The sequence below is a fragment of the Stenotrophomonas maltophilia genome, from assembly GCF_047782825.1.
GTDB lineage: Bacteria > Pseudomonadota > Gammaproteobacteria > Xanthomonadales > Xanthomonadaceae > Stenotrophomonas.
On record NZ_CP180589.1, the window covers coordinates 1,142,205 to 1,168,241 of the forward strand.

Sequence of the window (26,037 nt, forward strand, 5' to 3'; positions counted from 1 at the left end):
ATTCAGCACAGCCGCGCTCCCGGGGCATCCAGCGGCGACACCCAGGCATCGCTGTCGAAACCTGCGGCGGCGAAGGCCGCGCGCACCGGTGCGGCCGCGGCATGGGCCTGGTCGGCATCCTCGAACCAGGCAAACACGCTGGGCCCGGCCCCGGAAATACCGGCGCCCATGGCATGGGCCGCCAACGCGGCATCGCGCGCCGCATCGAAGCCGGCAATCAGCGCCGCCCGACGCGGCTCCACCAGCACATCGCGCAGGCCGGCACGCACCAGGGCCGCGTCACTGCGGTGGCAACCACTCAGCACCAGGGCAAGGTTGGCGCTCTGCGCGACGAACTCGCCCAGCGCGTAGCTGCCCTGCAGGGCCTGGCGTGCACGGCGGGTTTCCAGCACGGCATGCGGATGCACCAGCAGGCTGTGCCAGCTGGCCGGCACCGGAATCGTCAGCAGGCGATCAGCCGTGCACAGCGCCAGCCCGCCCAGCAGCAGCGGGCCGACGTTGTCGCCGTGGCGCCCGCCACTGGCCACGGCTTCGCCATCCAGCGCATGGGGATACAGCGCCTCGCGCGGCAGCGGCGCCTCCAGCAGCGCATTGGCCGCCACCAGCGCAGCCACGCACGATGCGGCCGAACCGCCCATGCCCGAACCAAATGGAATGCCCTTGTCGATCTCGATCGCAAAGCCATGGGCCAGGCCCAGCCCCTCGCGCAGCGATATCAATGCGGCACCGGCCGTATTGCCGGCCGCGTCCAGCGGCAGCTCCACGTCACTGCCACGGATCGCGTCGATGCGCACCGTCGGCTCGTCGATACGGTGCACGGTCACGGTATCGCCGATACCGGCAATGGCATGACCCAGGATGTCGAAGCCCACCGCCACATTGGCCACGGACGCCGGTGCGAACGCACGTGCCCTCACAGCCGCGCTCCTTCACCGGCAGCCACGCGCAGCAGATCGGCGAACACACCGGCGGCGGTGACTTCCGGCCCGGCGCCGGGGCCCTGCACCACCAGCGGGTTGTGGCAGTAGCGGCGGGTACGGAACTGCACCACGTTGTCGGTCAACCGCAGGTTGGCGAAGGCGTGGTCGGCCGGCAGTTCCTGCAGGCCCACCGACGCGCCATCGGCGCCCAGCCGCGCCACGTAGCGCAGCACGGCGCCGCGCGCCCGCGCATCCTGCAGGCGCTGCAGCAGGCCAGCATCGGATTCACCCAGGCGCGCCATGAATTCGTCCACGCTGCCTTCGCGCAGCAGCGCCGGCACCAGGCTCTCCACCTGCACCTGTTCCAGGCTGAGCGCATGACCCGCCTCGCGCGCCAGGATGACCAGCTTGCGCGCCACGTCTACACCGGACAGATCATCGCGGGGATCAGGTTCGGTGTAGCCCATCGAACGCGCCTGCGCGACCAGTTCGGAGAACGGCTGGCTGCCGTCGAAGCGGTTGAACAACCAGGCCAGCGTGCCCGAGAAGATGCCTTCCACTGCCAGCACTTCATCGCCGGTATCAACCAGATCGCGCAGCGTGGTGATCACCGGCAGGCCGGCGCCCACCGTGGCCTCGTAGCGGAAGCGCGCACCACTGGCAGCGGCCGCCGCACGGATGCGCTGGTAGCGGGGCAGCGGGCCGGCACCGGCCTGTTTGTTGGGGGTGACCACGTGGATGCCGGCGGCAAGCCAGCCCTCGTAGCGCTCGGCCACCTCGGCACTGCCGCTGCAATCGATCACCACGGCATGCGGCAGGTGCGCGGCCAGCAGATGTTCGGTGAAACGGTCCAGGTCGCTGGCCTGCCCGGCCTCCTGCAGCGCTTCGCGCCAATCGGCGTGCAGGGCATCGGCTTCCAGGCGCATGCGCGAACGCGAGGCCAGCGCGCGCAGGCGCAGATCGACATTGGCCTTGGCCAGCAGCTGCGGCCGTGCGGCCAGCAGCTGGTCCAGCAGCGCGGCGCCGACATTGCCCGGACCGATCACGCCCACCGCGAAGGTCTGCGGCGACAGCCAGAAGCCCGCATGCGCAGCACGCAGCGCACGCGTTGCATCGGCGCTGTCCACTGCAACGGAGATGTTGCGTTCGGACGAGCCCTGCGCGATCGCCAGGATGTTCACCTGGGCACGGCCCAGCGCTTCGAACAGACGCGCGGCCACGCCGGGCTGCCCGGCCATGCCATCACCCACCGCCGCCAGCACGCTGACCCCCTCGCTCACCTGCACCCGCTGCACATGGCCCACCGCCAGTTCGTGGGCGAAGGCCTGCAGCAGCGCCTCGCGGCCGCGCGCCGCCTCGGCCGCACGTACCACGCAGCAGATCGAATGCTCCGACGAGCCCTGCGAGATCATCACCACCGACACCTGCGCCTGGCGCAGCGCGGAAAACACGCGCTCGGCCGTGCCCGGCACACCGATCAGGCCGGTGCCCTCCAGGTTCAGCAGGGCCAGGCCGGGGCTCAGGGTCAGCCCCTTCACCGGCCCGCGCGGCGAACGTTCGGCGCTGATGCGCGTGCCCGGGTGCGCGGGGTGGAAGGTATTGCGGATGAAGATCGGCAGGCCCAGGCGGATCGCCGGCGACATCGTCTGCGGGTGCACCACCTTGGCGCCGAAGTAAGCCAGTTCGCAGGCTTCGTCGTAGCTCAGCGCTTCCAGCTGCACCGCTTCGGGCACCAGCCGCGGGTCGGCCGACAGCACGCCATCGACATCGGTCCAGATGTGCAGTTCATCGGCATTGAACAGCGCGGCGAAGATCGCGCCGGAATAGTCGCTGCCATTGCGGCCCAGCGTGGTGATGCGGTCGTGGCGGTCGCGGGCGACGAAGCCGGTGGCGACCACGCGTGCCTGCGGATGCTGCAGCCGCCACTTGGCCAGGCGGTCGGCGCTGGCTTCCCAGTCCACGTCCACGCCCAGTTCGCCGTGGCCGACCACCAGTACATCGCGGGCGTCCAGTACCGCGCAGTCCTCGCCCAGCGCACGCAGGTGCATGCCCAGCAGCTGCGCGGAAAACACCTCGCCCAACCCCTGCACGCGGTCCAGCACCTCACGCGGCAGTTCGCCGATCACCGCCAGCGCGGCCAGCACGTCGGCCAGCTGCTCGAAGCGCGCATCGATCCACTCCACGGTCTCGCCCACCTGCTCGCCCAGCAGGGCCACTGCCGCACCGCGGTGGCGCGCGCGCAACGCGTGCCAGGCCTCGCGCCAGCCGGCATCGCCGCGCGCGGCCAGCTGGGCCAGTTCGATCAGCGCGTCGGTAACGCCCTTCATCGCCGAAACGACGGTGACCTGCAGCGTTTCCGGGCGGGCCAGCAGCAGGCCGGCGACATGGCGATAGCGTTCGGCATCGGCCACCGAGGTGCCACCGAACTTGTGCACGACGGTGGACGGCACGGCCAGATCGACCGAAGCAAGGGAATGGGCGGGGGCGTGGGAAGACATGCAGACCTCGGTTGGAGGCCCCGTCGCATGCAGGTGTCGAGTTTCCCCGCCACCTGGATGGTGCGGGGCCGTTGTTTTCGGGAGTTACACGAAGACGACGGGCCGCACCAGGGCAGTGGTGACGGTGGTGGTGGTAATGGTGGTGATGGTGGCAACCGGCGCATGGCAACCGCCCGCAGCAGCGGGGGCGATCAGGCGGGCGGTGGCGGCATCAAGGACCATGGCGCACAGAAAACACCGTGCGCCGGGGGGCTGTCAAGTGCTGCGATGCAAAAAATGCTTGCGTCGATCATCGCCCAACGTGCAGTCATTTGGTTGCAATTGAGACAAAGCAGCCATCAGAGCGCTTGACGCAGGCAATCAGCCGGCATGTTCGGCGATCGCACGCGGGGTACGGTGTGCGTGTGCGCACAGCAGTACGCCTGCGACCAGGAAGACGATTGCCAGCGCTTCCAGCAGGGTCGGCCAACGCCACTGCCAGGCGAACGCATACAGCAGCGCGAACAGGGTCTCGAACACGATCATCTGGCCGGTCAGGGTCAGCGGCAGCAGGCGGCTGGCGCGGTTCCAGAACGCGTTGCCGATGATCGAGGCGATCACCGCCACGCCGGCACTGATCGCCCAGAACAGGCTCCACTGCGCGGGGGTGTGGCCCGCGGTCTGGCCGATGAAGGCCATCGGCACCAGCAGCAGCGACAGGCCGCCGGTGGTCACGCCGGTCAGCAGCGACCAGTCATGGCTGGACAGATCGGGCCGCCGCGCCAGCCAGCGGCTGTTGCCCACCGAATACAGCGCCCACGAGAACAGCGCACCGAAGGCGCACAGCAGGCCGATCAGGCGCTGCCGCCACGGCGTGGCCAGGTGCTCGGACATCAGCGATTCCCAGCCGACCAGGGCCACCCCCAGTACGCACAGCCCCAGCGCCGGCAGCAGCTGCTTCAGCGGCACCGCGCCCTGCTCGCGCACGCCCACCAAGGTGACCACCACGGGAATCAGGCCAACGATAAGCGACGCCGCCGCACCGCCGGCCCACTGCACGGCCGTGGCCAGCAACAGGAAGTACACCAGGTTGCCGGCCAGGCTGAGCCACAGCAGGCCGATCCATTCGGCACGGCCCAGCTTGGGCGCCAGGCGTTTCCAGCGCGGCAGCAGCAGGGCCACGGCAATCAGGCCGTAAACCAGATAGCGGCCGGCGGACAGTTGCAGTGCATTGAAGGAATGCAGCACGGCGGGGGCGAGGAAGACCACGCCCCACAGCGCGCCAGCGGCAACGCCATTGGCGATGCCCAGGGCCATCGGGTTGTTGCGCATTTCAGGTTCTTGGGGGGAGAGAACAGGCCGCGCAGTGTAGGCGGCGGGCCTGCGGCACGTCTTGACCGAGGCTACTGCCCTGCCCCGGCGAAACGCTTTTGTAGAGTCGAGCCATGCTCGACTGCGTTCAGCCGAGCATGGCTCGGCGCTACAGAGGTGCTTCGCCGCGGCGCCAGGCGCTGGGCGTCAGCCCGGTCTCCCGGCGCAGCGCGCGGGTCAGCGCGCTCTGCTCGGAATACCCGGCCGCCAACGCGATATCACTGATCGGGGCTGCGCTGGTCAGCAGGCGGTGCTTGGCCCAGCGCAGGCGGCTGGCACTCAGCCAGGCCTGCGGACTGACCCCGAATTCGCGCTGGAACAAGGCATGCAGCCGACTCTCACTGACCCCGACAAAGGCCCCCATGCGCGAGACCGGCCACGCCTGGCCCGGCTCAGCCTGCACGGCCGCGCACAGACCCTGCAGCCGCGCGCCACTGCCGGCCGGGGCGAACACCCGCAGCAGCTCCGGCAGCAGTTCCGGCACTGGCTGCCCGCCCTGCACCCGGGCCAGGCGCTGGCGTAGCGACAGCGGCAGGTGCAGCCAGCGCTGCCGGCACAGATGCTCCTGGGCCAGGTCATCCAGCACGCCCGGCCCGCAATCGACGATCACGAAACCATTGGGGCCGTGGGCCATCTGGTCATGTGCTTCACCGGCGGCCACGAAGGCGCCCTGCAGCAGGTCCAGGCGGCCGCCCCGGCCTTCCATCTCGAACTGCAGTTCGCCCTGCAGCGGCAGCACCCACTGCGCGTAGTCGTGGCGGTCCAGGCCGGTGGCCTGGCCGTAATGCCGCAGGTGGAAGATGGCGCCCATGGCGCTAGTGTGCGCATGTAACACTGGCCGTGCAAAGCGCTGCTATAGTCGGCCTGTCATCCTAAGCAGGGAATGCAGGACATGACCTATTCATACGTACCCGCCGTACTCGCCACCACGCTTGGCCTGGCCCTCGCAGCCACGGCCTCGGCACATGATCGCGTGCCACCCGCTCCGCACTGCATGGATGCCGTAGGCGTCCAGGAAGTCGAGCAGGCATCGCCCCGCTCCATCGCATTGCGCGCGGCCTCCGGCCAGGCCTATCGCATCGACTTCAGCGAAGACTGCCCCGGGGTCCGCTCCGCCACCACGCTGAAACTGGACGCACCTGCCGGCTGGGCCTGCGGTCGCCCCAGCGAACGGGTGGTGGTCGACGGCCGCAGCTGCGCCGTCAGCGCGGTCACGCCGGTAGAGGATCGCGACTATGCCAGCGTTGCACGCGAAAGCGACCGCCTGCTCACCGCCACCCTGCCCGCGATGACCATCAGCCAGCGCAAGGAAGTGCGCCGCGGTTTCGGCGGCTCCCCGTCGTACTGCTTCGCCATCCGCAACGTGCGTGCCTGGTCGTCCGACCAGCAGGGCCTTCTGGTGGAAACCAATCCCCGCCGCAACGGCGGCAACCGGTACTACCGCGTCGACCTCGGCAGCCACTGCCGCCAGCTCGACCGCACGCCAGAGGTGAGCTTCACCTCCGGCATGCAGAATGGCCTGATCTGCGGCAACCCGGGTGACCGCATCGTCGCCGCCGAGTTCGAGCAGTACGACCTGCGCAGGGATGAGGTGGCGCCGCTTCCGCAGTACACCCGCCAGAGCTGCGCGATCCAGGCGGTTTACCCGGCCTCCAGCCAGGCGTCGAACTAACCGCCCGTGCCGAGGAAGTCGAACGGCTTGCTCGGCACGAAGTGGGACAGCGCATCACCGGAGAAGGTGTTGCGCTGGTCGGGCCCCAGATCCAGCTTCAGCACCTGCCCACCGAAGTCGACCTTGTTGAGGTCGACCCAGAAGGTGTTCGGGGTCAGCGCCGATTCGAAGAAGTACAGCTTGCGCTTGTGGTCGGCCACGGTGCGCCAGCGCGTTGACGAGATGTTCGGCTCGCCCGGTGTGGTGATGCCATAGGGCACCGACGCATTGCGGATCACGCTGAACACACTGGCCAGCGCCTCCACCGGATCTTCGGCCTTGGGAATGGCGTTGATGTAGAACGAGGCGCGTGCGAAGCGATCAGCCGAGCGGTTGGTGCCCGGCAGCATCACCGTGCCGCCGATCTGCTGCCAGTACGCGTTCAGCGCCAGCTGCTGCTCGAAGATGGGCGAGTTGGTCATCACCTGGTAGCGGCGGTCGTGGTGGATGACCTGGCGCCCACCGATGTACTCGATGATGGCGCTGTCACCGCTCGCGTCGGACAGCGACAGATGCAGGGTGGCCTGGCGATCTTCGCCCGGCACCTTGTCGGTGACGATGGCATAGGGCTCGCGCTTCAGCGCCGTGACCGCCTCGGACACGGTGGCAAAGTTGTCCAGCACGTACTGGGCCCAGAGCGAAATCGCCAGCCCCGGCTTGGTGCCGCGCTTCTGCGGGTATTCGGACTCCACCAGCCACAGCATGTTGGCCACCAGGCCCTTCTCGTTCATGCCATCGGTGGTGGATACGTCATAGCCGGTGGCCACCACGCTGCCATAGCGCGCCTTCCATTTCACCGATTTCGGCCCGGCCTGGCCGGTGCGGGCGATGCCGCGCGGCAGGACATACAGATTGGTGGCAACGTCCACCTTCCAGTCCATCGAGCGGGCGGTGATCACATCACCGTTGTTCCCCAGGTAGACCGCCCGCGTGCAGGCCCCCGCCGGCACCGCCATCGCAGCCAGCGCCATTGCCAGCACCGCCCCGCCCTGCCACATCATCCGCTTCATGTCGTGCTCCTTTCCCCAGGAAGCGAAGATCTGAACCCAAGGCGGGTGACACCGCAGTGAAGCATCAGCGAGGCCAGCCCGGCGCCAGCAAGGCGCCGGCGCCGCATCACCCCGCGCTCAGCGCCGGCCGCACGATCTCAGCCAACATGTCCACCGCCGTGGGTGCGGCAGGATCGCCCTCCACCGTGCGGATGAAACCCGACCAGTCACCGGCCACCAGTTGCCGCAGCATCGCGGCATCGACCGGCAGCGCCCGCATCGACCAGTACGGGAACTGGCGCTGACCCAGCCGGCTGCGTGCCAGTTCAATGATGTCCACATGGCTGCCGGCCTGCAGGATGCGCTCGTACACCGAATCGATGCCGTCCGGCGGTCCTTCGATGTACTGCAGGAAACGCCGCCCGTCATGCAGCAGCACGCCGGTCACACCGGCCATCCTGTTGAAACGCGCGGCATCTTCGACCACGCGCTGCAGGCGTTCGGCGGACAGGTCAGGCAAGGCCTGGCTGACGTAGGCGATGGCGCGCAGTGGCATGAAGCGTCCTTTGCAGTCCGTGTGGCCACGGTAACAGCTGCGGACGAGCCCGTCTCAGTTTAGCCTGGTACCGCCTGAAGAATTCAGAATGCACCCAGGCTGCGGGAATCCACGCGGCGCGGCAGCACCGCCTCGAACACCACCTGACCGGCCTCGTTGCGCGCGCTCAGACGACCCCCATGCGCGCTGACGAACTGATCGACGATATACAGGCCCAGGCCCAATCCCTTGCTCTGGTGGAAACTGGCCTTGAACGGCTCGAACAGGCGCGGCAGCAGGGCCTCGTCGATGTGCCCGGCGTTGCTGACACGCAGTGCCACCGTGCGCGGATCGCGGCCGTCCACCGCAACCTGCACCGGCGTGGGGCCACCATGGGTCAGCGCATTGCCCACCAGGTTGGCCACCACCTGCCCCAGCCGATCCATGTCGCCCTGCAGCATGGCATCGCCATTGGCATCGAAGGCCACCCGGCCATGCCCATGCGCACTGCCGGCTTCGGCAATCACGGCCTGGGCCAGTTCGGCCATATCGCAGGCACTGGCATCCAGGCGAAGGCCACCACTGCGGATGCGCGAGAAATCCAGCAGCTGTTCAACCATGCGCGCCATGCGCACGGTGCTCGCTTCCAGGTGCTGCAGTGTCTGCTGCGCACTGGTGTTGCCCGGCGGCAGCTCCAGCGACAGCTTGTCCGCGCACAGCAGGATGGCCGACAGCGGCGTGCGCAGATCGTGGGTCAGCACCGCCGCCATCGTCTCGTTCAATTTCAGCGCGCGCTCCAGTGCATCGTTGCGCGACTTCAGCAGCTGGCGCTGCTGGTAGAGCTCGATGAACACATTGACCTTGCTGAGGATCACCTGCGGCGCCACCGGCTTGTGCAGGAAATCGACCGCGCCGCTCTCGTAGCCCTTGAATGCGCGCACCGGGTCGTCCGGCGATGCCGTAAGGAAGATGATCGGCACATCGCGGCTGCGCTGCGAACCACGCATCAGCTCGGCCAGGGTGAAGCCATCGATCTCCGGCATGTGCACGTCCAGCAGGGCCAGCGCCACTTCGTGCTCCAGCAGCAGCTCCAGCGCCTGCGCGCCCGAGCCGGCCAGCAGCAGATTGACCCCGTCACGGCGCAGCAGCGCCTGCATGGCCACCAGGTTCTGCGGCACGTCATCGACGATAAGCAGGTTGACCGGGGTCTGCGACTGCGCAGGGTCCGGCGGCAGCAGGTTCATGCGAACAACTCCTTCAAGCGGCGACACATCAGTTCAAGAGGCAGCACGGCGTCAGCGCCGGCATGCTGCAGGGCGGAGGCCGGCATCATCGATGCTTCGGCCTCGTCGGGGCATTGCAACCAGGCCCGGCCACCGGCAGCGCGCACCGCAGCCACGCCTTCACTGCCATCGCTGCTGGCACCGGTCAGCAGCACCGCCAGCAGCTGTGGCCCGAACACGGCCGCGGCCGAGTCGAACAGCGGATCGATGGCCGGGCGCGAGAACAGCACTGGTGCATCCATCGACAACGCGATGGTCTGCGCGTCTTCCACCAGCAGGTGGTAGTCCGGCGGCGCGAAGGTGACCGTCGCCGCCTGCAGGGGCTGCTTGTCCTCCGCCTCGCGCACATCCAGCGCGCAGTACGGGGCCAGCACTTCGGCAATGCGGCTGCTGCGATCGCGCGGCAGATGCAGCACCACCAGCACCGGTATGGGCAGGCCCGCCGGCAAGGCGCCCAGCAGCGCCTGCAGCGCAGCCACGCCGCCGGCGGAGGCGCCGACAACCAGCAGGCGCGGGCGCAGGGCCGCCATCAGACCACCTTCCGGTACAGCCGGTGCTCGCGCGAGCAGGCTTCGAACGCATCGTGGTGGCGGCCGAACTGCAGCGACTCCTTGCTGCCCAGGCCGAGGAAGCCACGGTGCACCAGCGCCTCACGGAACAGGCCGACGGCGCGGTCCTGCAGGTCGCGGTTGAAATAGATCAGCACGTTGCGGCAGGACACCAGGTGCACTTCGGAAAACACAGTATCAGTGGCCAGGCTGTGGTCGGCGAACACCACGTTACGGCGCAACTGGCGGTCAAACACCGCGCCGTCGTACGCCGTGGCGTAGTAGTCCGACAGCGAGCCGGTGCCGCCAGCGGCCAGGTAATTGCGGCTGAACTGGGCCAGGCGGTCGATGCTGTACGCACCGGCTTCAGCCGTGGCCAGCGCGGCCGGGTTGATGTCGGTGGCGTATACGATGCTGCGTTCCAGCAGGCCTTCCTCGTGCAGCAGGATGGCCAGCGACCAGACTTCCTCGCCGGTACTGCAGCCGGCCACCCACAGCTTCACCGACGGATAGGTGCGCAGTACCGGCACCACCTGCTCGCGCAGCTGCTGGAAATAGGCCGGGTCCCGGAACATTTCCGAGACCTGCACGGTGAAGAACTGCATCGCCTGGGCGAACAGGTCCGGTTCGTGCAGCAGCCGGTGCTGCAGGTCCACCAGGCGCGCGCAATCATAGCGCTGCATGGCCTGGCGGATGCGCCGGCGCAGCGACGAGATTGCGTAGCTGCGGAAATCGTAGTGGTAGCGCTGGTACAGCGCTTCCAGCAGTACCTTCAGCTCCAGGTCGAACAGCGCCTGTTCGTTCATTGGCGCGAGCACCAGACCCGGCACAGCGACACCAGCTTGTCCACGTCGATGGGCTTGGCGATGTAATCGTTGGCACCGGCCTGCAGGCAGCGCTCGCGGTCGTCCGGCATGGCCTTGGCGGTCAGGGCGATGATCGGCAGGTCCTGCAGGTGGCGCTGGGCGCGGATCTCACGCATCGCGGTCAGGCCATCCTTCTCCGGCATCATGATGTCCATCAGCACCAGGTCGACCTCGCGCTGGGCCAGGCGATCCACCGCCTCCTGCCCGTTGCGCGCGATTTCCAGGGTCACGCCCAGCGGCTCGAGCACGCTGGACAGCGCGAAGATGTTGCGCACATCGTCCTCGGCAAGCAGCACGGTGCGCCCATCCAGCACGGTGTCACGGCGGCGCGCCTCGCGCAGCAGGCGCTGCTGGTCGCTGGGCAGGTTGGCTTCCACGCTGTGCAGGAACAGGGTCACTTCATCCAGCAGGCGCTCGGGCGAACGTGCGCCCTTGATGATGATGCTCTTGGAATAGCGGCGCAGGCGCTGCTCTTCCTCGCGGCTGAGCGCGCGGCCGGTGTAGACGATCACCGGCGGGAAGCCGACATCATCGTTGCCGGCCATGTGTTCCAGCAAGTCGTAGCCGCTGCCGTCAGGCAGCGACAGGTCCATCACCATGCAATCGAACGTGACCGTGCTCAGCTGCTCCAGCGCACCGGCCAGCGTGCCCACGGCCACGATCTGCAGCTGGTCACGGCCCAGCAGCAGTTCCAGGTTGTGGCGCAGGTCGCTGTCGTCCTCGACGATCAGCAGGCGGCGCACATCGCGCTGGCTTGTCTGTTCCAGCTGCTCGATGGCTGCGACCAGGCGTTCGCGGGTGGCCGGCTTGACCGCATAACCGATCGCACCCAGCTCGCGCGCCACCTGGCTGCGGTCCATGGCCGACACCACGTGCACCGGGATGTGGCGGGTTTCCGGGTTGCGCTTCAGGCGTTCCAGCACGCTCAGGCCGGACACGTCGGGCAGGCCGATATCCAGCAGGATGCCGTTCGGGCGCAGTTCGCTGGCCAGCGCCAGCGCTTCTTCGGCCGTGGTCGCAACCACGCAGTCGAAATCCAGTTCGTGGGCCAGTGTCACCAGCGCCTGGGCGAAGCTGGCATCGTCTTCCACCGCCAGGATCAGGCGCCCTGCACGCTGGCGACCGCCACGGTCATCGGCGATGCTGCCGCTGGACACCGCAGGCGCCGCGGCCAGCGCGGCCGGCGCAAGCGCGGCGACGCGCTGCACCGATGCAACCGGCAGCGGTGCCGGTGCCGCGACGGCAGCCTCGGCGGGCGCCTCGCCGGCCGGTGCGCCCTGCAGCGGCAGCTCCAGGATGAAACAGCTGCCACGGCCCGGCTCGCTGTCCACCTGGATGTCGCCGCCCATGCGGACGGCCAGGTCGCGCGAGATCGACAGGCCCAGGCCGGTGCCACCATAACGGCGGCGCGTGCTGCCGTCGGCCTGGCGGAAGGCCTCGAAGATCACCTGCAGCTGGTCGCGGGCAATGCCGATGCCCGAATCGCAGACTTCGAAGCGGATGCGGCCATTGCCGCCGGCACGCACGTGCAGGCTGACCTTGCCGTGTTCGGTGAACTTCAGCGCATTGGCCAGCAGGTTCTTCAGGATCTGCTGCAGGCGCTGGTTGTCGGCCACCAGCTGGCTCGGCGCCAGCGCGTCGGCTTCAATCTGCAGGGCCAGGCCCTTCTGTCGCGCCATCGGCTCGAAGGTTTCGCGCAGGCGCTGCATCACGCTGTCGACCACCACCACTTCGTCGGCCAGTTCGACATGGCCGGCTTCGATGCGCGACAGGTCCAGGATGTCGTTGATCAGCGCCAGCAGGTCGTTGTTCGACGACAGGATCGCGCGGGCGTACTTCACCTGCTCCTCGGTCAGCGTGCCGTCCTTGTTGTCGGCCAGCAGCTTGGCCAGGATCAGCGAGCTGTTCAGCGGCGTGCGCAGCTCATGGGACATGTTGGCCAGGAACTCGGACTTGTAGCGCGAGGTGGCGGCCAGCTCGTTGCTGTTGCGCACCAGCTGCCCCTGCGCCACCAGCAGCGCCTGCTTCTGCGCTTCCAGTTCGTGGGTGCGCTCTTCCAATTGAACGTTGCTCTGTTCCAGCTCGGCCTGCTGCTGTTCCAGGTGGCCCTGCGACTGCATCAGGCTGCGGCTCTGCTCTTCCAGTTCCTCGTTGGCCACGCGCAGCTCTTCCTGCTGGGCCTGCAGCTCCTCGCCCTGGCGCTGCGATTCTTCCAGCAGCACCACCAGCTGGGCGCGCAGCAGCGAAGCGCGCAGCGCCATGCCCAAGGTCTCACCACAGCGCTCGAGCAGCTCTGCATCGAGCGTGCGCTGGCCCGCCGGCTGCGCGCGGCCCAGCTCGACCACGCCCACCACCGTGCCATCACTGCTGATCGGCGCCAGGATACGTTCACGCACGGGCACCAGCCCCAGGCTGGACTGCAGCTGCAACGCCTGCTGGTCGTCGCCCTGTACATGACGGATCTGCTGGTCGCGCGCGGTCTGGCCCAGCAGGCCTTCCTGCAGGGCCACCGACGCCGGCAGGCCACTGGGCAGCGACACGCCGCCGGTCAGCTGCAGCCGGCCGCCTTCAATGCGATAGAGCACGCCTACCTCGGCCTGCAGCTGGCCGGCCAGGCTGACCATGGCCGCATCGGCAATCTGTTCAGGTCCCAGGTCGCCGCGCAGGCTCATCGCCACCGCGTTCTCGGCCTCCTGCAGCCACAGCGCACGCATCGCCTCGCGCCGCGCCTGGATGGCGCGCGAAACGATCAGGGCGATCATCAGGAAGGCGATGCCACCGATGGTCCGATTGACAAAGGAGAACGAGGAATTGGTACTGGCCGGGGCCACGTTGTAGCCGATGGCCAACAGGCCACAGGCAATCACCGCCACTACGAAGGGCGCCCGCGCACTGCGCTGGAACACCGTCACACCCACGGCCATGAAGTAGGCCAGCCACACCGCGTAGCCCAGCGGAACCACCAGCTCCATTGCGATGGTGGCCGCCAGCAGTACGGCGGACGCCATCCAGATCCAGCGGTCACGGTTTGTTGCACCAGCGCGCATGCAGATCAGTTCCAGGGCAAGAAAGGTGGGTGATGGTACTCCGTGTCGCATTCAGCCGCATACGACCTATGGCACAGGCGCAGCGTGCACATACTCTTCACACTCGCCTGCCTACGGTCGCATCCCTTACAGGGGTAATACTGATTTCCACGTGGACGCAGCTGCTTCTACGCCGTCGGTGCTGACCGACACCTCCCGACAACTGCGACTGCTGATCGACAGCGTGCGCGACCATGCGCTGTACCTGCTTGATTCGCAGGGCATCGTCTGCAGTTGGAACCCAGGTGCCGAGCGCATCAAGGGTTACCGTGCCGACGAGGTGATCGGGACCCACTTCAGCCGTTTCTACCGGTCCGATGAACGCGAGGCCGGCGAGCCGCAGCGCCTGCTGCGCGTGGCCGCCCAGCAGGGCCATGTCGCCAGCGAAGGCTGGCGCGTACGACGCGACGGCTCGTCCTTCCGCGCCAGCATCGTGATCGAGGCGGTGGTGGAGAACGGCGAGCTGCTGGGCTTCGTCAAGATTACCCGCGATATCACTGAACACTGGCAGGCCCAGCGCCTGCTGCGCGATGCGCAGCGCGCCCTGCGCCAGACCCAGCAGTTTGAAACGGTTGGCCGGCTAAGCCGGGGCCTGTCCCATGAATTCAACAACCTGCTGACCACCATCGGCAATGCGCTGGACCTGCTGTCCCTGCGCGTGGGCAGCGATGCGCGCGCAGCTGAACTGCTGGGTACCGCACAGACCGCCACCGACCGCGGCGCCCTGCTCACCCGGCAGCTGCTGGCCTTCAGCACCGGCCAGACCCTCATCCGAGAACCGCTGGACATCAACCAGCAGATCAGCGAGTGGCTGCCGGGGCTGCGTGGCGCCTGCCCGGCCGGAGTCACCCTGGAAGTCGCCCTGGCCCCGGGCCTGCCGTTGCTCAGTACCGATCCGCTGCAGCTGCAGACCGCCCTGGCCAACCTGGTGGCCAACGCCGCCGACGCGACCCTGGATGGTGGCCGCGTGCTGGTGGCCACCGCACTGGAACACCGTCTGGATCCAGACGCCGACACCCCGCTGCAACGCCGATATGTGACACTAAGCGTCTGCGACGAGGGCCATGGCATGGCTCCGGACATCGCGGCACGGGCCACCGAGCCCTTCTTCACCACCAAGGACATCGGCAAAGGCAGCGGTCTGGGCCTGAGCCAGGTGTTCGGCTTCACCACTCAGAATGGCGGCTTCGTCGATGTGTCCACCACGCCCGGTGTCGGCACCACGGTCAGCCTGCTGCTACCCGCAATGGAGGACCCTGCCCATGACCGATGACCCGATCCGCGTATTGATGGTGGAGGACCAGACCGATCTGCGCGAAATGATCGGCCTGGCGCTGCGCGACTTCGGCATTGAAGTGGCGACCACCGCCGACGGTCATGAAGCCGTGGCCCTGCTGCAGGGCGGCGAGCATTTCGACGTGGTGTTCAGCGACGTCAGCATGCCCAACGGCATGTCCGGCATCGAACTGAGCGAGCACGTGGCCCGCGACCAGCCGCACGCGCGGATGATCCTGTCTTCCGGGTATGCCCGTTCGCAGCTGCCGCCGCTGCCCGAGCAGGTCGAATTCCTGCCCAAGCCCTACCGCCTGCGCCAGCTGGTGGAGCTGCTGAAGCAGGATTGACGCAACGCCCTCTGGCTCGACGTCACCCACCGCCAAATGTCTGCTGGTTCAGGTCCACCCAGCCGGTCCACATCAGCTGGATGCCGATGCACAGCAGCACGAAGGCCACCAGCTGCTGCATCACCACCGCGCCCGTCGGCCCCAGCCGGGTGACCAGCACGATGGAATTGCGCAGGATCAGGTAGATCACCGAAACCACCAGCAGCGCCCCGCCGATGGCCACCACCACACCGGACAGCAGGTGCAGCGGGGTGACCGATTCCACATGGGTGCCCAGGGTGATGCAGGCGGCAATAGTGCCCGGGCCGGTGGTCAACGGAAACGTGAGCGGAAAGAAGCTCTTGCGCCGCAGCTGTTCATCCCCCATCGCCGAAGCCTGTTCCTCGGCGGGCGACGGCGGATCGTCCGCCCGCGCGCCCAGCATGCGCCATCCGGCGGCGGCCACCAGCAGGCCACCCCCAATGCGCACCACCGGCAGCGAAATGCCGAACAGCGACAGCACGTAGGTGCCAACCAGCATCGCCACCACGATCACCACAAAACTGTTGAAGGCGATCTGCCGCGCCAGTGTCTTGGCCAAGGCCGGACGGCCGCCCACCGTGGAAACGAAGATGGACGCCGTGCTGAGCGGGTTGATGATCGGCAACAGCGTGACCGGCACCAGGATCAGTTCACCGGCCAGGGTTGCGAGCAGATCGGGCAAGGCCATCGTGCGCTCCGCAGCGGAATGTCCGCATCATAGCGCCGCGCCGTGCAGCATTCGTGGAGTTGAGCTTGCTCGACTGCGGCTGGCTCCAGTGCGCTGGCTTTCAATCAGCCCGTCCCACGTCTGCGGTCAAACACCTCAGCACTTACCAGTACTGCGTCACCACGATCAAGGCGATCACCGCCAGGACGCCAGCCACGATCCACAGGCCATGGCGCTGGCGCCAGGTAGGTTTCGGGGTGCCGGGGGTATTCATGCGCTGCTCCAGGATGGGGTCGGCCCCAGAGTGACGAAGCGCGTTGCCGCGGGGCGTGCAGGTGATGTGCAGTGGGCGTGGACAGCTCAGCCCTACTCCCCGCGCCCGGGTCTGGGCCGAGGCGGCAAAGGAGGAACCGCCTGCGGCCTCACTCCTCCTCAGAGACTCCCTGCTTCCGGGCTGCATCGCATTCTTCTGGATCCCGCTTACCGAGCAGGTGATCTTCAAGCGCTTTGGTTACCTTCATATGCGATGCAGCAACGGGCACAACCACGACTGGAAACCGCCAGATCACGACAGACATCAGCAGAATGCACACAAGCCACGATGCGAGGTATTCCGCGTGCTGGCGAGGAGTACGCTCCCTGGCATTCTCCACCTTTCCGCTATCCAGCGCCTCATCGTGCAGGACATGGAGCAGAATATTGATCAGCGTCGCCAACGCGGGAATACACACGAAGAGCAATGCGGCCTGCCTTCCGATGGTGAAGTCCAAGGATGGCATGGCCATGATCGCGACCGTTGCGACCATGCCGAACATGGTCAGTGCCACCCCCGCTTCGGCCGAGAGCTTGAGGATGTTCAACTCCCATCCGGCCCAGCCCTGCGCGCGCTTTGGCGACAGGACGAACGCCACCATCAGGATCATGGCCACGTTGAATGCGGTCATGACGAGAACGAAATTGAAGGACGTGGCACCCTTCAACGCTTCCAGAGCAAGGGAGCGCCAGGCTCCATTTGCCATCGCCAGCATGGCCGCGCAGAAGAACTCGAACCAGAAGAATGCCCACCAGCCCAGCCCCCAGCGCCCAGCCGTTGCGAACACCTCTCGCAGCGGGCTCTTGCTTTTCTGGGGTGCACTACTCCCCGCAACGCTGTCGTTCCGCAGCGCGTTCTGCTCATCCGCAGCGTCCATGCATGACCCTCAACGGCTTTCCCAAGCCCGTTATCGGTCCGAAGCGGCTGAAGCTTGAATGCCTGACCGGGAGTCTGCTCGTGCCCGTCGCGATCAATTCAGCCAATCAGGCCAGCAGACGCACCATGAAGCACAGCCGCGCCGTTGATCGCGCGGACTCGGCCACGAAACCCGGCGACCGATGCTGCCGGGATCGACCCACCAATATTGCCCGAAGCCAAGGCATGCGCCATCTGCGCCATGCAGCCATCAGCCCGGGTGCTCACGTAGAGCCAGCAACCCGGCAAAGGACTCAACGCGCAGGGGAAATTGAACGCCGGGCCCGGCCCAGCGCCGGGTCTCCTCGGCCAAATCGAACCAGCCGGCAATACTGGACCAGTGGACCACCTGGACGGGCCTCGGGATGAAATCCCCCACTCCGCCCGGTCTGTCTGGGCAAACCCCCCAGCATGGGTGGTGACCCCGGCCCGATTCGAACGGGCGACCTTCCCCTTAGGAGGGGGGCGACACCATCATACGCGGCAGACGTTTCGCGGCAAACTGTGCCAAAGCTGTGCCGACTCCGGTCCTATCTTGGCCGGGAGAGAGTGTCTGGATTCAGAGGGTCGATAGTTTTCATGCACCTTCTTGAAACCAGCCTCAGCCCCTGAGCCGGCTACGTTTCACCATCCAGCTTGATTCGCATGCCTTCGCGGAAGCGCCGCATCACTTTGGCAGACACATGGATGCGCAGGAAATGGGCTTGAAGATCAATCGCTTGACTGCGTGACGGGTGGCCACGGTCACGGAGCCCGGCTATCACGCGGACAGCGGTGGCCTATACCTACAAGTTAGCGCTTCCAGGGCAAAGAGCTGGATGTTTCTGTATCGCCTCGAGGGGACGCCCAGAAACTTGCGACGCCCCTGCCCGTTGGCGTGGACACTTGGCCGTAACCCTTCCGACGCGCCTGCGATCACGGCGGTTGAAAACTTCGCTGCCTTGCGGTACACAGCTTCCGAGCGCCGAGGCTCATGACCCCATGAGCTGACTACTGCCCCCCAAGCTCGCCAACCGAAGGCACTTGCGGCGAAACAGACGATATGTGACGCTCCGGCCATCCAAACGGATTTGAGATGATGACAGAATTAGTTTATTCAGCAGACATTACTGAACTGATTCATGGCGCCACTTGCCCGCCAGCGGATGCTGTAGACGAGGCCCGGAAGTGCTATCGATACGTCCATGACCCCATGGATGCCAGCTCGTTCATTCCCGTAGGGAAAATTGATCCACAACGGACGACTGACAGGTCTCAAAAGACGATTTGCAGCATGCTAGCGCTGTCTCTTTTCTCAAGCGAAACGCAAGCGCGCAAAAGATATGAAGCCATTATTAAAGATCATCCGAAAGCCATAAATACCCTCGGCACACATATTGCCGCGGGTGAGATCAAGAAGGGCGATGGTCAGTCGACCGCCCCGGACAAGAAAAGCCATTTTGATTTCCACCCGCACAAAGGCATTGACCTGCCGTCGCGCTTCACTGTACTAGGAGCGCTGTAATGCGTAAGCAAATCGCCACAATGCGAAAAATCACGGGAAAATCTTTTAAAGGTAAGGAGCTGCCAGCATTCACATGGAATGCAGACCTGGTCTATTTTGACGGCCCGTTCATTAGCCTTTTTAAGTCAGATCGCGACGAAGATGCCCTGTTCATTTGGATGGACTGCGATAGCCGTAAAAATCGATGGTGTATAGTTCAGATCGCGCGCGATACTTTACGGGAATATTTGAGCGGCAGCATCCCTTTGCTAGACGTAATTAGCCGCGCCGGAGACCTATACTTCTATGACATGGGAGCATCGGGCAAGAGAAGCAATTTTGTTGTTGCGCAACTTGCAAATGTGCCGACCGAATACCTACCCAGGCCCGATTCGTACTTGGACCTCGAATACGCCACTGAAGCTGCAAATCAGCTTGCGCATGAAAAAACCAGCCTGTGCGAGTTCCACGTAGACGGCGACCTTTACTTGGAAGACGTATCAAGCCTAACCAAGACTATAAATCAACTCTATTCATTCCACTATGGACTTACCTACGGACACCGAACAGCGGTGCGCAATAAGCTGTCTGAGATAATGTCCAGTTGGCGCGGAGGAATAAATGCGGTGAACATATTCTCCGGCCTAAGAAGCGTAATTCCATCCATCCACCGACCGAAAATAAACAGACTTCAGTATGCGTCGCCCGGCTTTATTGAGCTGGACGCACTACCCCACCTAGCCAAGCATATTGAACAGTCAATCTTAAACATTAGCACAGCCAAAGAATTTGAAAATATCCAAAATCTTTATAATGACGTCTATGTTTATTTTAAAAAGGAGAAGCTGTCCGGATTTGACGATCACAGCTCTTCAAGAGCGTCCAATTTGAGCGCCGCCCAGGCCAGTCAACTTGAACTATTTTGCGACGCATTCTTTAATGCATTTCACTGGAATGCTCATAAAACAACCTTTACCAACCTAGATAACAGCCCTCTCTCAAGACTACGCGTACTGCTCGCATACTATCGCCGCGCGAGAAAGGTTGTTTATATGATGAATGCCGGAAAAGTCAAAATTTAGACAACTTACGGGCGAGCCCGCCTGCAACATGTATCCGATGCCCCCCCGCCTCCCTCTAACGACGCATGGATATGTTCTTTTTGCTGTTCTTTTGGCGTCACCCTCGCTCCTTCACAATAGGAAAGTGAGAAGCTTGACTTTTGGATTTCGGAGAAAACTTAAGCTGAGAATAGCTATTCAGCCTGTGCAGGCTGGCGGGCGGCTGACCGCCCCGGTCCCGTAGAGCAGCTCTAAAGCAGGGTGGCGGTGCTCAGAGTGCGGCTGTGGATACATGCAGAACCCCCCCCCCTGATCGCTAGGAAAGTGGGACCTTGGCTCTTGGTTGCCTATGATGGGGCCCCGAACGGCAGCAGCATCTATGGGCTGCTGCTTTGGTTGAACCTTGCGACGTTGGCTTTGCGCGAATCGAGGGTGAACGCTGCCGAGCTATGCTCAAAAGACGGCGGCAAGCCATAGATGAGATAGGCAAAGATCCCGTTCAGCGTAATTTATACCCGTCGAATTCGGAAACTAGCGCCCCATAGCACGACTTGATTCTGCATGCGGCCAAACTAGCCATTCCAGTCAGCGCTCAAGCGGTCGTACGAAGCTAGCCACGCGCTGCCCGCACCCACGCCTTCATCGGATCTCGCGCCCTAGGCCTTGTCACTGCCAGCGGTCGGATCGGCTCCAATGCGGCCATCACCCGCGCGGAGGCGGTCGCAGCAGCCTCGCCCAAGCGTTGCGCCTGCTGCAGCTGCTCGCGGGTCGGCGGGAGGCCGGGGAGCGGCGGGGCCGGCTGGATTGGGGTGCTGTCGGTCAGGCGGGCTACACCTTGGCGCAGCGGCAGGTCCGGGTAAAGGCGGGCGGCGCACCAGCGTTCGGCGAAGCGCTTGCCCTGGCGAAGATTGGCAGCCCTGCCCCTCTTCACCTGCCACATCTTCTGGCCGTTCATGCAGAGCGTTACCCCCGGCTGGTCGTCGGTGGCGATGTGCGCGACCGACCGGCCGTTCCACCACAGATCCCACCGCCCACCCCGCTCCACCCATCCGGAAGGGATGGGAGACGCACTGAAGCCTTGGTAGCCGGTCGAAGGGAGCATGCGATGAGCATACGTCTGGCCATCTCAGAGGCTGCGACGATGCCGCGAAGCTCGCCATCACGCCTCCCCCGTCCCCTATGGCAATCCTCCCAGATCCTGGACCACCGCCTGGCCCGGCCGCAGGACTGCGGCCAAGAGGCGGCCGCCGGCCACCCTCCTTCCAACCCTGCCGTTAAGCCAAGCCGCCTGCAGCCGGCCGGCGACCAAGACCTCTGCCGGGTCGAAGCTGTCGCTCCTTCCCTGAAGCGGTTCGCCAGGCGACGCCATCCCTCCCGCGAGTGACAGGACCAGGGCCGGGCGCTCGATGTCGCTCTTGGCATATGCCGTCGCAATGAAGCGCTTGCCCTCGGGCGACCATCCGCCCAGCACCACCTCGCTGTGCAGCATGGACTTGGACAGGCCGGCTTCCAGCGCAGCGCGCTCGTAGGCCGGCCAGATCTTGTCGATCACCAGCCCAAGCTCCCTCACCAGCTGCTCCATGGCGAAGTCAGCCCGAAAGCTCGCCTGTAGGCACAGTTCGTAGATTCTGAGGAAGAACTGGGTGGACCCCCGGGTTGCAAGAACCAGGTTGTGTTGGGGGATCAACAGCAGCTTGGCACCCGAGGAGGCCGCCCCGGTGAGAGCGTCCTCAGCCAAGGTGTCGACCGCGATAAGGAGCTGGTCAGGACGTAGCAGAACGTTGAGGATGCTCATGTCACGCGCCGAGTGGCCTGCGCGGACTATCCCCCCTATTCATCCCCAAGTCGAGCCTTGCCATGACCCTCTCGCTAGAGCAGCTAAATGAACGCCTCCAGGCGTGCGAGCCCGACCTTGAAGCGCATCGCGCCTACCTCAAGGCCATGGAGTATGGACTGGCTGCGGCCATCGCCACTCACGGCGATCCGCGCTCACTTCCCCAAGTGTGGAACCTGATGCTGGCAGAAGCTGCGGATGCCCATGCTGGAATGGACAGCGCAATCTTCACCGCGGCGCTTCAGCAAGCGCTACGGATGATCACCGAGCAGATAGAGCAATTGGGATCCAGGCCTACCAGTCAGCGCCTAGAAGATCGGTGAGGATGCGCTCCAGTTCGATTGCAGCCTCCTTCTCGGAGCCAACCTTGATCGAAAGGCCAGTCTGCGCGGGACCGGGCCGAGCCTCAAAGCGCGTGATCGTTCCACCTCCCTTGCCATCCGTCTCGACCCTGGCCGTGACAGTTCTGCCCCGGGAGTTGAATGTCCAGTCTTGGATAGTCTGCATGGGGGATCTCGGCGCAGCCGGGCGGCACAGGATAGCCCCCGCCGGGTGACGGCGGGCTATACACTGGAATGGGCAAGCTACTAGGCGCCAACCCGGGACTTTGCCCGCCAAGCTCCGGTCTCAAGATCCTTGCGGAGCCACCACGTCTTCTCGGGGATTTTTGCGCCACGCGCAGTCAGGTATTCGGGCATCGAAAGCAGCACCTCATCACCTCTCACCGAGCACGTGGTTGAGAGAACTACCCCGTCGCTGAGCTCCACCAAACAGGTGGTATCAACGTCACTCTCTGGTAGGCCGCCAGACAGGCTGGCGGTTGCTCCGGGGTAAATGTGGGTATGCGTGAACTCAAAGCGCATCGACCTCGCCTCTACTGCTGCTTACAGCTTATACACCCGCTGCGAGGCCACGGGAACTTCCCTCCGAACACTCGATCAGGTCAGCCCACGGCAGGCTCACAATGCTGCGCCACCAGATCGGCCAGCCGCTCAAGCCCAGTTTCTGGCTCGAACTGGCCTTTCAGGCGTTGGGAGAAGTTCTTCCAGTCAGCAAGGACCAGGGACTTCAATTGGGGGGTAGACACCCTCATGAAGTGCAGTGGTTGATCCGAAAATCGCAGCTGCTGGATAGGCCCGCGAGCCAGCTCCACAAGCTCCGAGTGGATGGCCACCGACTCAACATAGACGAACGTCGCGGCTACCGAGCTGGCGGATCCCTCCAGATAGGTGAGAAACCGGCTTCCATCGAAGCACACCACCGCATGCGAGTCGCAAGCCTGGTTAAATGCGGCACCTGCCGCCATCACATCGGACAGCCGCTCTGGATCCACGTCCTCAACAGCAGAACTGACAAAAACAACAGCGCACTTGGGCATGGCGGACGACCTTAAGTTCAGGGCGCAGTCTACGCATTTCGCAAGTGTTCCGAGTGTGTAGGAAACGAAGCTTGGGCACCAACTTCCCTTGCCCTCTCCCTGAATTTGGCAGGGAGAGCTGAGAAGGAAATTCATCATTGGTGGCGCGAGGAGGCCGCCACCCGAGAACTACCGGCTCACCTTCAAGAGGGCCGCGAGTCGTGGCAGACTAAAATGTAGTCAGCTAAGATTGAGCACGCCAAGAGCGCCCACCAGCAGGCTAACCATGACTGAGCAAGAAAGAAAATTGAAAGTCTTTATCAGCTACGCGAGTGAAGACCGATCCTTCGCTCAGTCAATTAGAGATCAGATAGACGCCGAGGGCCATTCCCCATGGTTCGACCAAGACATACTTCCAGGGCAGCAATGGGAAGGGGAAATTGATCGCAACCTCAAAGCCGCCGATGTTGTGGTAATTGTTCTTAGCAAATCCAGCGTTAACAAGCGCGGCTTGGTTCAGCGAGAGGCAGCCAAAGCGATAGACAAACTCGACAACCTTCTCCCCACTGACATTTACATAATACCAGTGAGGATCGATGACTGTGAGCCGCCTGAGCGAATCAGTGGAAGGATTCAGTTCATTGACATGCACCGCGACGACGCTCGATCCCGAATCGCAACATCACTGCGCATTGCCGCAATCGACCGAGGAATTCCAACTCATGAGAGCAAGAGAATAGGACCATTCTCAATCCGCTATCAGGCGACCACCGACTCCTTGCCTGGCAAATTTGGTTACGAAAATACGTTTGAGTACCCAGCAGTAAGCAGCACAAGCCACCCGAAGCTAGCGAGAGAGCTTAGCGAATACTTTGCAGGACGCGCGGCCGTTGAGAGGATTAATTGTCGCGAAGATCCTCTCTACGAGTGGGATGCGCCGGAATGGGCCCTAGGAAGCTCCAGACAGTCCCGTATTGAGATCGTCAGCGCTTGCATCCCGATAATAAGCTGCCAGGATCACATCTACTCTTACAGCTCTGGAGCAGCTCACGGAAACGGATACTCCGAGTCGATGAACTTTCTTGTCGCACACGAATCACTTTCGAAGTTCACACTCGAGTCCATAACTCGCAGCGACGAAACAGCGCTTGCAAAGCTGTCCGATCTCTGCGTGAATGGCCTTATTGCGCAATTCTGGGAAAAGACCAACGACGAGGCGGACGAAGATGCTCTCCGATGGTTCCAAGAGGGAGCGGGCCCTCATTGGCGCAACTTTGAAGCCTTCACTGTTAGCCCTAAAGGCATTTCAGTCAACTTCCCCCCGTACCAAGTCGCTCCTTATGTAATGGGATTCTGGGACGTTTTTATACCCAAGTTCGAGCTTAGAAAGATCGAGTCATTTAAGGATCTTCTAAAGGTGATGGACGCCTGTACTACAGAAGATTAAACTGTTAACTCGTGTAGCTGGAGACTGGGCGCAGCTTCAATGAGCCTTCCTCCACGTACCCACACGTTGTAGGGAACCGCCTGCGGCAGCTGCCCGAAGGCGCGCATCTGCACGCCGTCATAGGTGGTGAGCGTGCTGGTGCCATCACTGTTGTGCGCCGTGACGGTCGCAAGCAGCCGCGGGCTGCCGCCTACCAGGTCGCCAAATTGATCCCACAGGTCAGTCCGCATCGGTGTAGTGCCTCTCCAGGGTGGCGGTTTGCTCGATCACGACGGCCTGCGCATCCACGGCAACCTCGATGCGCAGCGATTCGCACTGCCCGTGCCAGTTCCCCTCGCCACTGGATACCTCGACCAGGTCCAGCGGCAGAACCAGGCCGATCTCGCCAGGGCGCAACGGCTTGGCAAACAACGGGACCGTCAGCTCCACGCCGGCCTGCTCACCGCGATCACACAGGATGTTCCGGCCGCGCTCGGCACCAGCTGCCGGCACCGTGATCAGAGGGCTGCTGACCTGCGGAGCGTACAGGCGCCCTTCTTCCCCCGCCTTACGGACCCTGCAGGTGACGCCCTTGCCGGCCAGCTCGCCCGTTACCACGACGGCGTCGTACAGCGGCGCACTGCGCATCTGCAGGCTTTCGGTAAGCACGATGTCCTCCTGCAGCACGTGGACGGGCTGCGTGTCGCGCCACAACCAAGGGCTGACCGGGTACGCCGCGCGGACGCGCAACGCCAGCGCAGCAGGATCTGACTGCACCACACCGCCACTGGCCTCGGCCAACGCACTGATCGCGTCCAGCGGCGTGCTGGCGTCGTAGAACCACGCGCCACCGGGAACATTCCAGTCGACCGTGTCGTACTGGCTGGTAAACCCGGTATCGGCCAGCTCTTCGGCCACCAGCTGCGCCATGCTGCGGTCGTCGGTCGTAGCCTTCACCCTGGCCGGTGCGTACGGCGCGGCGAGCAGCGCGGTACGGGAACGACCAGTCAGGCGCACCCCACCCCCATTGAACTCCCGCTGTTTCTGGAAGCTCTCGATGATGCCCGTCCACAAGTAACCGTTGAGGTTGATCTCAAACTGCCTGGGCCCAGCCACCGTAGGCTTGAGCAGATCCAGCTGGCCCGGATCGGCCAGCTCGATATCGAAGGTCCAGCCCCAGGCACTGCGACTGGAACTGAGCGACAGGCGGGTCACTTCAATCGGAGTCCGATCCGGCAGGCGGACGAAGGAAACAGCGTTGATCACGACATAGGTCCTACGTTGGGGGCGCACCAGGTAGCACGCCGAGGTTCCAAGGTTGAGCGGCGCCAAACCAAGTGCCCGAACCGTCGCGCAACCGAGGTTGAGCGGGACCGAATGCCCTGGAGGAAACTGGGGCTCGGGATCCGGCTCGGGATCTGGCTTGATGGGAGGGCGAACGCCCCACGGCAGCGGCCGCGCACTACCCCACGGAAGGCGCGCCATGCGCCTGGCCTGTCTCTGGTTTACCCAGCGCCCCCCCCAAACGCCCCCGACCCGGCTCGGCTTGCCG

25 protein-coding genes are annotated in these 26,037 nt (G+C 64.5%); 8 read left to right on the plus strand and 17 right to left on the minus strand.

Going from position 1 to position 26,037, the window contains the following annotated elements:
* Positions 1 to 2: 2 nt before the first annotated feature.
* Together ACM2ZB_RS05185 and thrA are read right to left on the minus strand one after the other, a co-directional pair.
* A complete protein-coding gene (locus ACM2ZB_RS05185; protein ID WP_416057713.1) occupies positions 3 to 917 on the minus strand; it encodes a homoserine kinase in 915 nt (304 codons plus the stop codon).
* Complete coding sequence (gene thrA / locus ACM2ZB_RS05190; protein WP_416057714.1) at positions 914 to 3,418, minus strand: bifunctional aspartate kinase/homoserine dehydrogenase I; 2,505 nt, start codon at positions 3,416 to 3,418, stop codon at positions 914 to 916. Before thrA ends, ACM2ZB_RS05185 begins: the two co-directional genes overlap by 4 nt.
* Before the next feature lie 27 nt (positions 3,419 to 3,445).
* Between thrA and ACM2ZB_RS05195 the strand changes: the two genes are divergently transcribed.
* Positions 3,446 to 3,769 (plus strand): hypothetical protein, encoded by a 324-nt coding sequence (locus ACM2ZB_RS05195; RefSeq protein WP_416057715.1) that lies wholly within the window; start codon positions 3,446 to 3,448, stop codon positions 3,767 to 3,769.
* A gap of 9 nt (positions 3,770 to 3,778) precedes the next feature.
* On the opposite strand, the gene ACM2ZB_RS05200 is transcribed toward ACM2ZB_RS05195, so the two are convergent.
* Together ACM2ZB_RS05200 and ACM2ZB_RS05205 are read right to left on the minus strand one after the other, a co-directional pair.
* Complete coding sequence (locus tag ACM2ZB_RS05200) at positions 3,779 to 4,729, minus strand: DMT family transporter (RefSeq protein ID WP_313442709.1); 951 nt, start codon at positions 4,727 to 4,729, stop codon at positions 3,779 to 3,781.
* 148 nt (positions 4,730 to 4,877) lie between these two features.
* A complete protein-coding gene (locus ACM2ZB_RS05205; protein ID WP_416057716.1) occupies positions 4,878 to 5,579 on the minus strand; it encodes a helix-turn-helix domain-containing protein in 702 nt (233 codons plus the stop codon).
* Between the two features lie 81 nt (positions 5,580 to 5,660).
* Between ACM2ZB_RS05205 and ACM2ZB_RS05210 the strand changes: the two genes are divergently transcribed.
* Positions 5,661 to 6,440 (plus strand): DUF6491 family protein, encoded by a 780-nt coding sequence (locus ACM2ZB_RS05210; RefSeq protein WP_416057717.1) that lies wholly within the window; start codon positions 5,661 to 5,663, stop codon positions 6,438 to 6,440.
* Here the strand turns inward: ACM2ZB_RS05210 and ACM2ZB_RS05215 are convergent.
* From ACM2ZB_RS05215 to ACM2ZB_RS05240, 6 genes are all read right to left on the minus strand, one after another.
* Positions 6,437 to 7,489, minus strand: a complete 1,053-nt coding sequence (locus tag ACM2ZB_RS05215; RefSeq protein ID WP_416057718.1) for a linear amide C-N hydrolase — start codon at positions 7,487 to 7,489, stop codon at positions 6,437 to 6,439. The genes ACM2ZB_RS05210 and ACM2ZB_RS05215 overlap by 4 nt on opposite strands.
* Positions 7,490 to 7,595: 106 nt before the next feature.
* Positions 7,596 to 8,024, minus strand: coding sequence for a BLUF domain-containing protein (locus tag ACM2ZB_RS05220; RefSeq protein ID WP_313442715.1), 429 nt, complete (start codon positions 8,022 to 8,024; stop codon positions 7,596 to 7,598).
* A gap of 83 nt (positions 8,025 to 8,107) precedes the next feature.
* On the minus strand, positions 8,108 to 9,247 hold the full coding sequence (locus tag ACM2ZB_RS05225; RefSeq protein WP_416057719.1) for a response regulator: 1,140 nt from the start codon (positions 9,245 to 9,247) through the stop codon (positions 8,108 to 8,110).
* A complete protein-coding gene (locus ACM2ZB_RS05230) occupies positions 9,244 to 9,816 on the minus strand; it encodes a chemotaxis protein CheB (RefSeq protein WP_416057720.1) in 573 nt (190 codons plus the stop codon). Before ACM2ZB_RS05230 ends, ACM2ZB_RS05225 begins: the two co-directional genes overlap by 4 nt.
* Positions 9,816 to 10,640: a CheR family methyltransferase gene (locus tag ACM2ZB_RS05235; protein WP_416057721.1), complete on the minus strand. Its 825-nt coding sequence runs from the start codon at positions 10,638 to 10,640 to the stop codon at positions 9,816 to 9,818. Before ACM2ZB_RS05235 ends, ACM2ZB_RS05230 begins: the two co-directional genes overlap by 1 nt.
* Positions 10,637 to 13,747, minus strand: coding sequence for a response regulator (locus tag ACM2ZB_RS05240; RefSeq protein ID WP_416057722.1), 3,111 nt, complete (start codon positions 13,745 to 13,747; stop codon positions 10,637 to 10,639). The genes ACM2ZB_RS05235 and ACM2ZB_RS05240 overlap by 4 nt, the downstream gene beginning before the upstream one ends.
* A 151-nt stretch (positions 13,748 to 13,898) precedes the next feature.
* Here ACM2ZB_RS05240 and ACM2ZB_RS05245 point away from each other — a divergent pair, with 151 nt between their 5' ends.
* Both ACM2ZB_RS05245 and ACM2ZB_RS05250 read left to right on the plus strand, forming a co-directional pair.
* Positions 13,899 to 15,059: a two-component system sensor histidine kinase NtrB gene (locus tag ACM2ZB_RS05245; protein WP_416057723.1), complete on the plus strand. Its 1,161-nt coding sequence runs from the start codon at positions 13,899 to 13,901 to the stop codon at positions 15,057 to 15,059.
* Positions 15,049 to 15,408, plus strand: coding sequence for a response regulator (locus tag ACM2ZB_RS05250; protein WP_313442726.1), 360 nt, complete (start codon positions 15,049 to 15,051; stop codon positions 15,406 to 15,408). Before ACM2ZB_RS05245 ends, ACM2ZB_RS05250 begins: the two co-directional genes overlap by 11 nt.
* 22 nt (positions 15,409 to 15,430) lie before the next feature.
* On the opposite strand, the gene ACM2ZB_RS05255 is transcribed toward ACM2ZB_RS05250, so the two are convergent.
* Positions 15,431 to 16,117, minus strand: coding sequence for a MarC family protein (locus tag ACM2ZB_RS05255; protein WP_416057724.1), 687 nt, complete (start codon positions 16,115 to 16,117; stop codon positions 15,431 to 15,433).
* A gap of 401 nt (positions 16,118 to 16,518) precedes the next feature.
* A complete protein-coding gene (locus tag ACM2ZB_RS05260) occupies positions 16,519 to 17,286 on the minus strand; it encodes a hypothetical protein (RefSeq protein WP_416057725.1) in 768 nt (255 codons plus the stop codon).
* A gap of 1,116 nt (positions 17,287 to 18,402) precedes the next feature.
* On the opposite strand from ACM2ZB_RS05260, the gene ACM2ZB_RS05265 reads away from it, so the two are divergent.
* Both ACM2ZB_RS05265 and ACM2ZB_RS05270 read left to right on the plus strand, forming a co-directional pair.
* A complete protein-coding gene (locus tag ACM2ZB_RS05265; protein WP_416057726.1) occupies positions 18,403 to 18,828 on the plus strand; it encodes a hypothetical protein in 426 nt (141 codons plus the stop codon).
* Entirely contained in the window at positions 18,828 to 19,889 is a 1,062-nt protein-coding gene (locus ACM2ZB_RS05270; protein WP_416057727.1) for a hypothetical protein, read from the plus strand. Before ACM2ZB_RS05265 ends, ACM2ZB_RS05270 begins: the two co-directional genes overlap by 1 nt.
* A 589-nt stretch (positions 19,890 to 20,478) precedes the next feature.
* Here the strand turns inward: ACM2ZB_RS05270 and ACM2ZB_RS05275 are convergent.
* Both ACM2ZB_RS05275 and ACM2ZB_RS05280 read right to left on the minus strand, forming a co-directional pair.
* Positions 20,479 to 20,970, minus strand: a complete 492-nt coding sequence (locus ACM2ZB_RS05275; protein WP_416057728.1) for a hypothetical protein — start codon at positions 20,968 to 20,970, stop codon at positions 20,479 to 20,481.
* A gap of 75 nt (positions 20,971 to 21,045) precedes the next feature.
* Complete coding sequence (locus tag ACM2ZB_RS05280; RefSeq protein ID WP_416057729.1) at positions 21,046 to 21,663, minus strand: hypothetical protein; 618 nt, start codon at positions 21,661 to 21,663, stop codon at positions 21,046 to 21,048.
* A 62-nt stretch (positions 21,664 to 21,725) separates the two neighbouring features.
* Between ACM2ZB_RS05280 and ACM2ZB_RS05285 the strand changes: the two genes are divergently transcribed.
* Positions 21,726 to 22,025 (plus strand): hypothetical protein, encoded by a 300-nt coding sequence (locus tag ACM2ZB_RS05285; protein WP_416057730.1) that lies wholly within the window; start codon positions 21,726 to 21,728, stop codon positions 22,023 to 22,025.
* 620 nt (positions 22,026 to 22,645) lie between these two features.
* Here the strand turns inward: ACM2ZB_RS05285 and ACM2ZB_RS05290 are convergent.
* Positions 22,646 to 23,080 carry a BLUF domain-containing protein gene (locus ACM2ZB_RS05290; protein ID WP_416057731.1) on the minus strand — a complete coding sequence of 145 codons (435 nt, stop codon included), beginning with the start codon at positions 23,078 to 23,080 and terminating at the stop codon, positions 22,646 to 22,648.
* 265 nt (positions 23,081 to 23,345) lie between these two features.
* On the opposite strand from ACM2ZB_RS05290, the gene ACM2ZB_RS05295 reads away from it, so the two are divergent.
* Complete coding sequence (locus ACM2ZB_RS05295; RefSeq protein ID WP_416057732.1) at positions 23,346 to 24,506, plus strand: TIR domain-containing protein; 1,161 nt, start codon at positions 23,346 to 23,348, stop codon at positions 24,504 to 24,506.
* Here the strand turns inward: ACM2ZB_RS05295 and ACM2ZB_RS05300 are convergent.
* Both ACM2ZB_RS05300 and ACM2ZB_RS05305 read right to left on the minus strand, forming a co-directional pair.
* Positions 24,503 to 24,736 carry a hypothetical protein gene (locus ACM2ZB_RS05300; protein ID WP_416057733.1) on the minus strand — a complete coding sequence of 78 codons (234 nt, stop codon included), beginning with the start codon at positions 24,734 to 24,736 and terminating at the stop codon, positions 24,503 to 24,505. The two genes, ACM2ZB_RS05295 and ACM2ZB_RS05300, sit on opposite strands and share 4 nt — an antisense overlap.
* Positions 24,726 to 25,817, minus strand: coding sequence for a hypothetical protein (locus ACM2ZB_RS05305; protein WP_416057734.1), 1,092 nt, complete (start codon positions 25,815 to 25,817; stop codon positions 24,726 to 24,728). The genes ACM2ZB_RS05300 and ACM2ZB_RS05305 overlap by 11 nt, the downstream gene beginning before the upstream one ends.
* Positions 25,818 to 26,037: the final 220 nt, after the last annotated feature.

What these genes read in the sequence shown, in the direction of transcription:
- thrA (WP_416057714.1), bottom strand. Translation starts at nt 3,418, where the DNA reads ATGTCTTCCCACGCCCCCGCCCATTCCCTTGCTTCGGTCGATCTGGCC.
- ACM2ZB_RS05195 (WP_416057715.1), top strand. Translation starts at nt 3,446, where the DNA reads ATGCAGGTGTCGAGTTTCCCCGCCACCTGGATGGTGCGGGGCCGTTGT.
- ACM2ZB_RS05200 (WP_313442709.1), bottom strand. Translation starts at nt 4,729, where the DNA reads ATGCGCAACAACCCGATGGCCCTGGGCATCGCCAATGGCGTTGCCGCT.
- ACM2ZB_RS05205 (WP_416057716.1), bottom strand. Translation starts at nt 5,579, where the DNA reads ATGGGCGCCATCTTCCACCTGCGGCATTACGGCCAGGCCACCGGCCTG.
- ACM2ZB_RS05210 (WP_416057717.1), top strand. Translation starts at nt 5,661, where the DNA reads ATGACCTATTCATACGTACCCGCCGTACTCGCCACCACGCTTGGCCTG.
- ACM2ZB_RS05215 (WP_416057718.1), bottom strand. Translation starts at nt 7,489, where the DNA reads ATGAAGCGGATGATGTGGCAGGGCGGGGCGGTGCTGGCAATGGCGCTG.
- ACM2ZB_RS05220 (WP_313442715.1), bottom strand. Translation starts at nt 8,024, where the DNA reads ATGCCACTGCGCGCCATCGCCTACGTCAGCCAGGCCTTGCCTGACCTG.
- ACM2ZB_RS05225 (WP_416057719.1), bottom strand. Translation starts at nt 9,247, where the DNA reads ATGAACCTGCTGCCGCCGGACCCTGCGCAGTCGCAGACCCCGGTCAAC.
- ACM2ZB_RS05230 (WP_416057720.1), bottom strand. Translation starts at nt 9,816, where the DNA reads ATGGCGGCCCTGCGCCCGCGCCTGCTGGTTGTCGGCGCCTCCGCCGGC.
- ACM2ZB_RS05235 (WP_416057721.1), bottom strand. Translation starts at nt 10,640, where the DNA reads ATGAACGAACAGGCGCTGTTCGACCTGGAGCTGAAGGTACTGCTGGAA.
- ACM2ZB_RS05240 (WP_416057722.1), bottom strand. Translation starts at nt 13,747, where the DNA reads ATGCGCGCTGGTGCAACAAACCGTGACCGCTGGATCTGGATGGCGTCC.
- ACM2ZB_RS05250 (WP_313442726.1), top strand. Translation starts at nt 15,049, where the DNA reads ATGACCGATGACCCGATCCGCGTATTGATGGTGGAGGACCAGACCGAT.
- ACM2ZB_RS05255 (WP_416057724.1), bottom strand. Translation starts at nt 16,117, where the DNA reads ATGGCCTTGCCCGATCTGCTCGCAACCCTGGCCGGTGAACTGATCCTG.
- ACM2ZB_RS05260 (WP_416057725.1), bottom strand. Translation starts at nt 17,286, where the DNA reads ATGGACGCTGCGGATGAGCAGAACGCGCTGCGGAACGACAGCGTTGCG.
- ACM2ZB_RS05265 (WP_416057726.1), top strand. Translation starts at nt 18,403, where the DNA reads ATGACAGAATTAGTTTATTCAGCAGACATTACTGAACTGATTCATGGC.
- ACM2ZB_RS05270 (WP_416057727.1), top strand. Translation starts at nt 18,828, where the DNA reads ATGCGTAAGCAAATCGCCACAATGCGAAAAATCACGGGAAAATCTTTT.
- ACM2ZB_RS05275 (WP_416057728.1), bottom strand. Translation starts at nt 20,970, where the DNA reads ATGCTCCCTTCGACCGGCTACCAAGGCTTCAGTGCGTCTCCCATCCCT.
- ACM2ZB_RS05280 (WP_416057729.1), bottom strand. Translation starts at nt 21,663, where the DNA reads ATGAGCATCCTCAACGTTCTGCTACGTCCTGACCAGCTCCTTATCGCG.
- ACM2ZB_RS05285 (WP_416057730.1), top strand. Translation starts at nt 21,726, where the DNA reads ATGACCCTCTCGCTAGAGCAGCTAAATGAACGCCTCCAGGCGTGCGAG.
- ACM2ZB_RS05290 (WP_416057731.1), bottom strand. Translation starts at nt 23,080, where the DNA reads ATGCCCAAGTGCGCTGTTGTTTTTGTCAGTTCTGCTGTTGAGGACGTG.
- ACM2ZB_RS05295 (WP_416057732.1), top strand. Translation starts at nt 23,346, where the DNA reads ATGACTGAGCAAGAAAGAAAATTGAAAGTCTTTATCAGCTACGCGAGT.
- ACM2ZB_RS05300 (WP_416057733.1), bottom strand. Translation starts at nt 24,736, where the DNA reads ATGCGGACTGACCTGTGGGATCAATTTGGCGACCTGGTAGGCGGCAGC.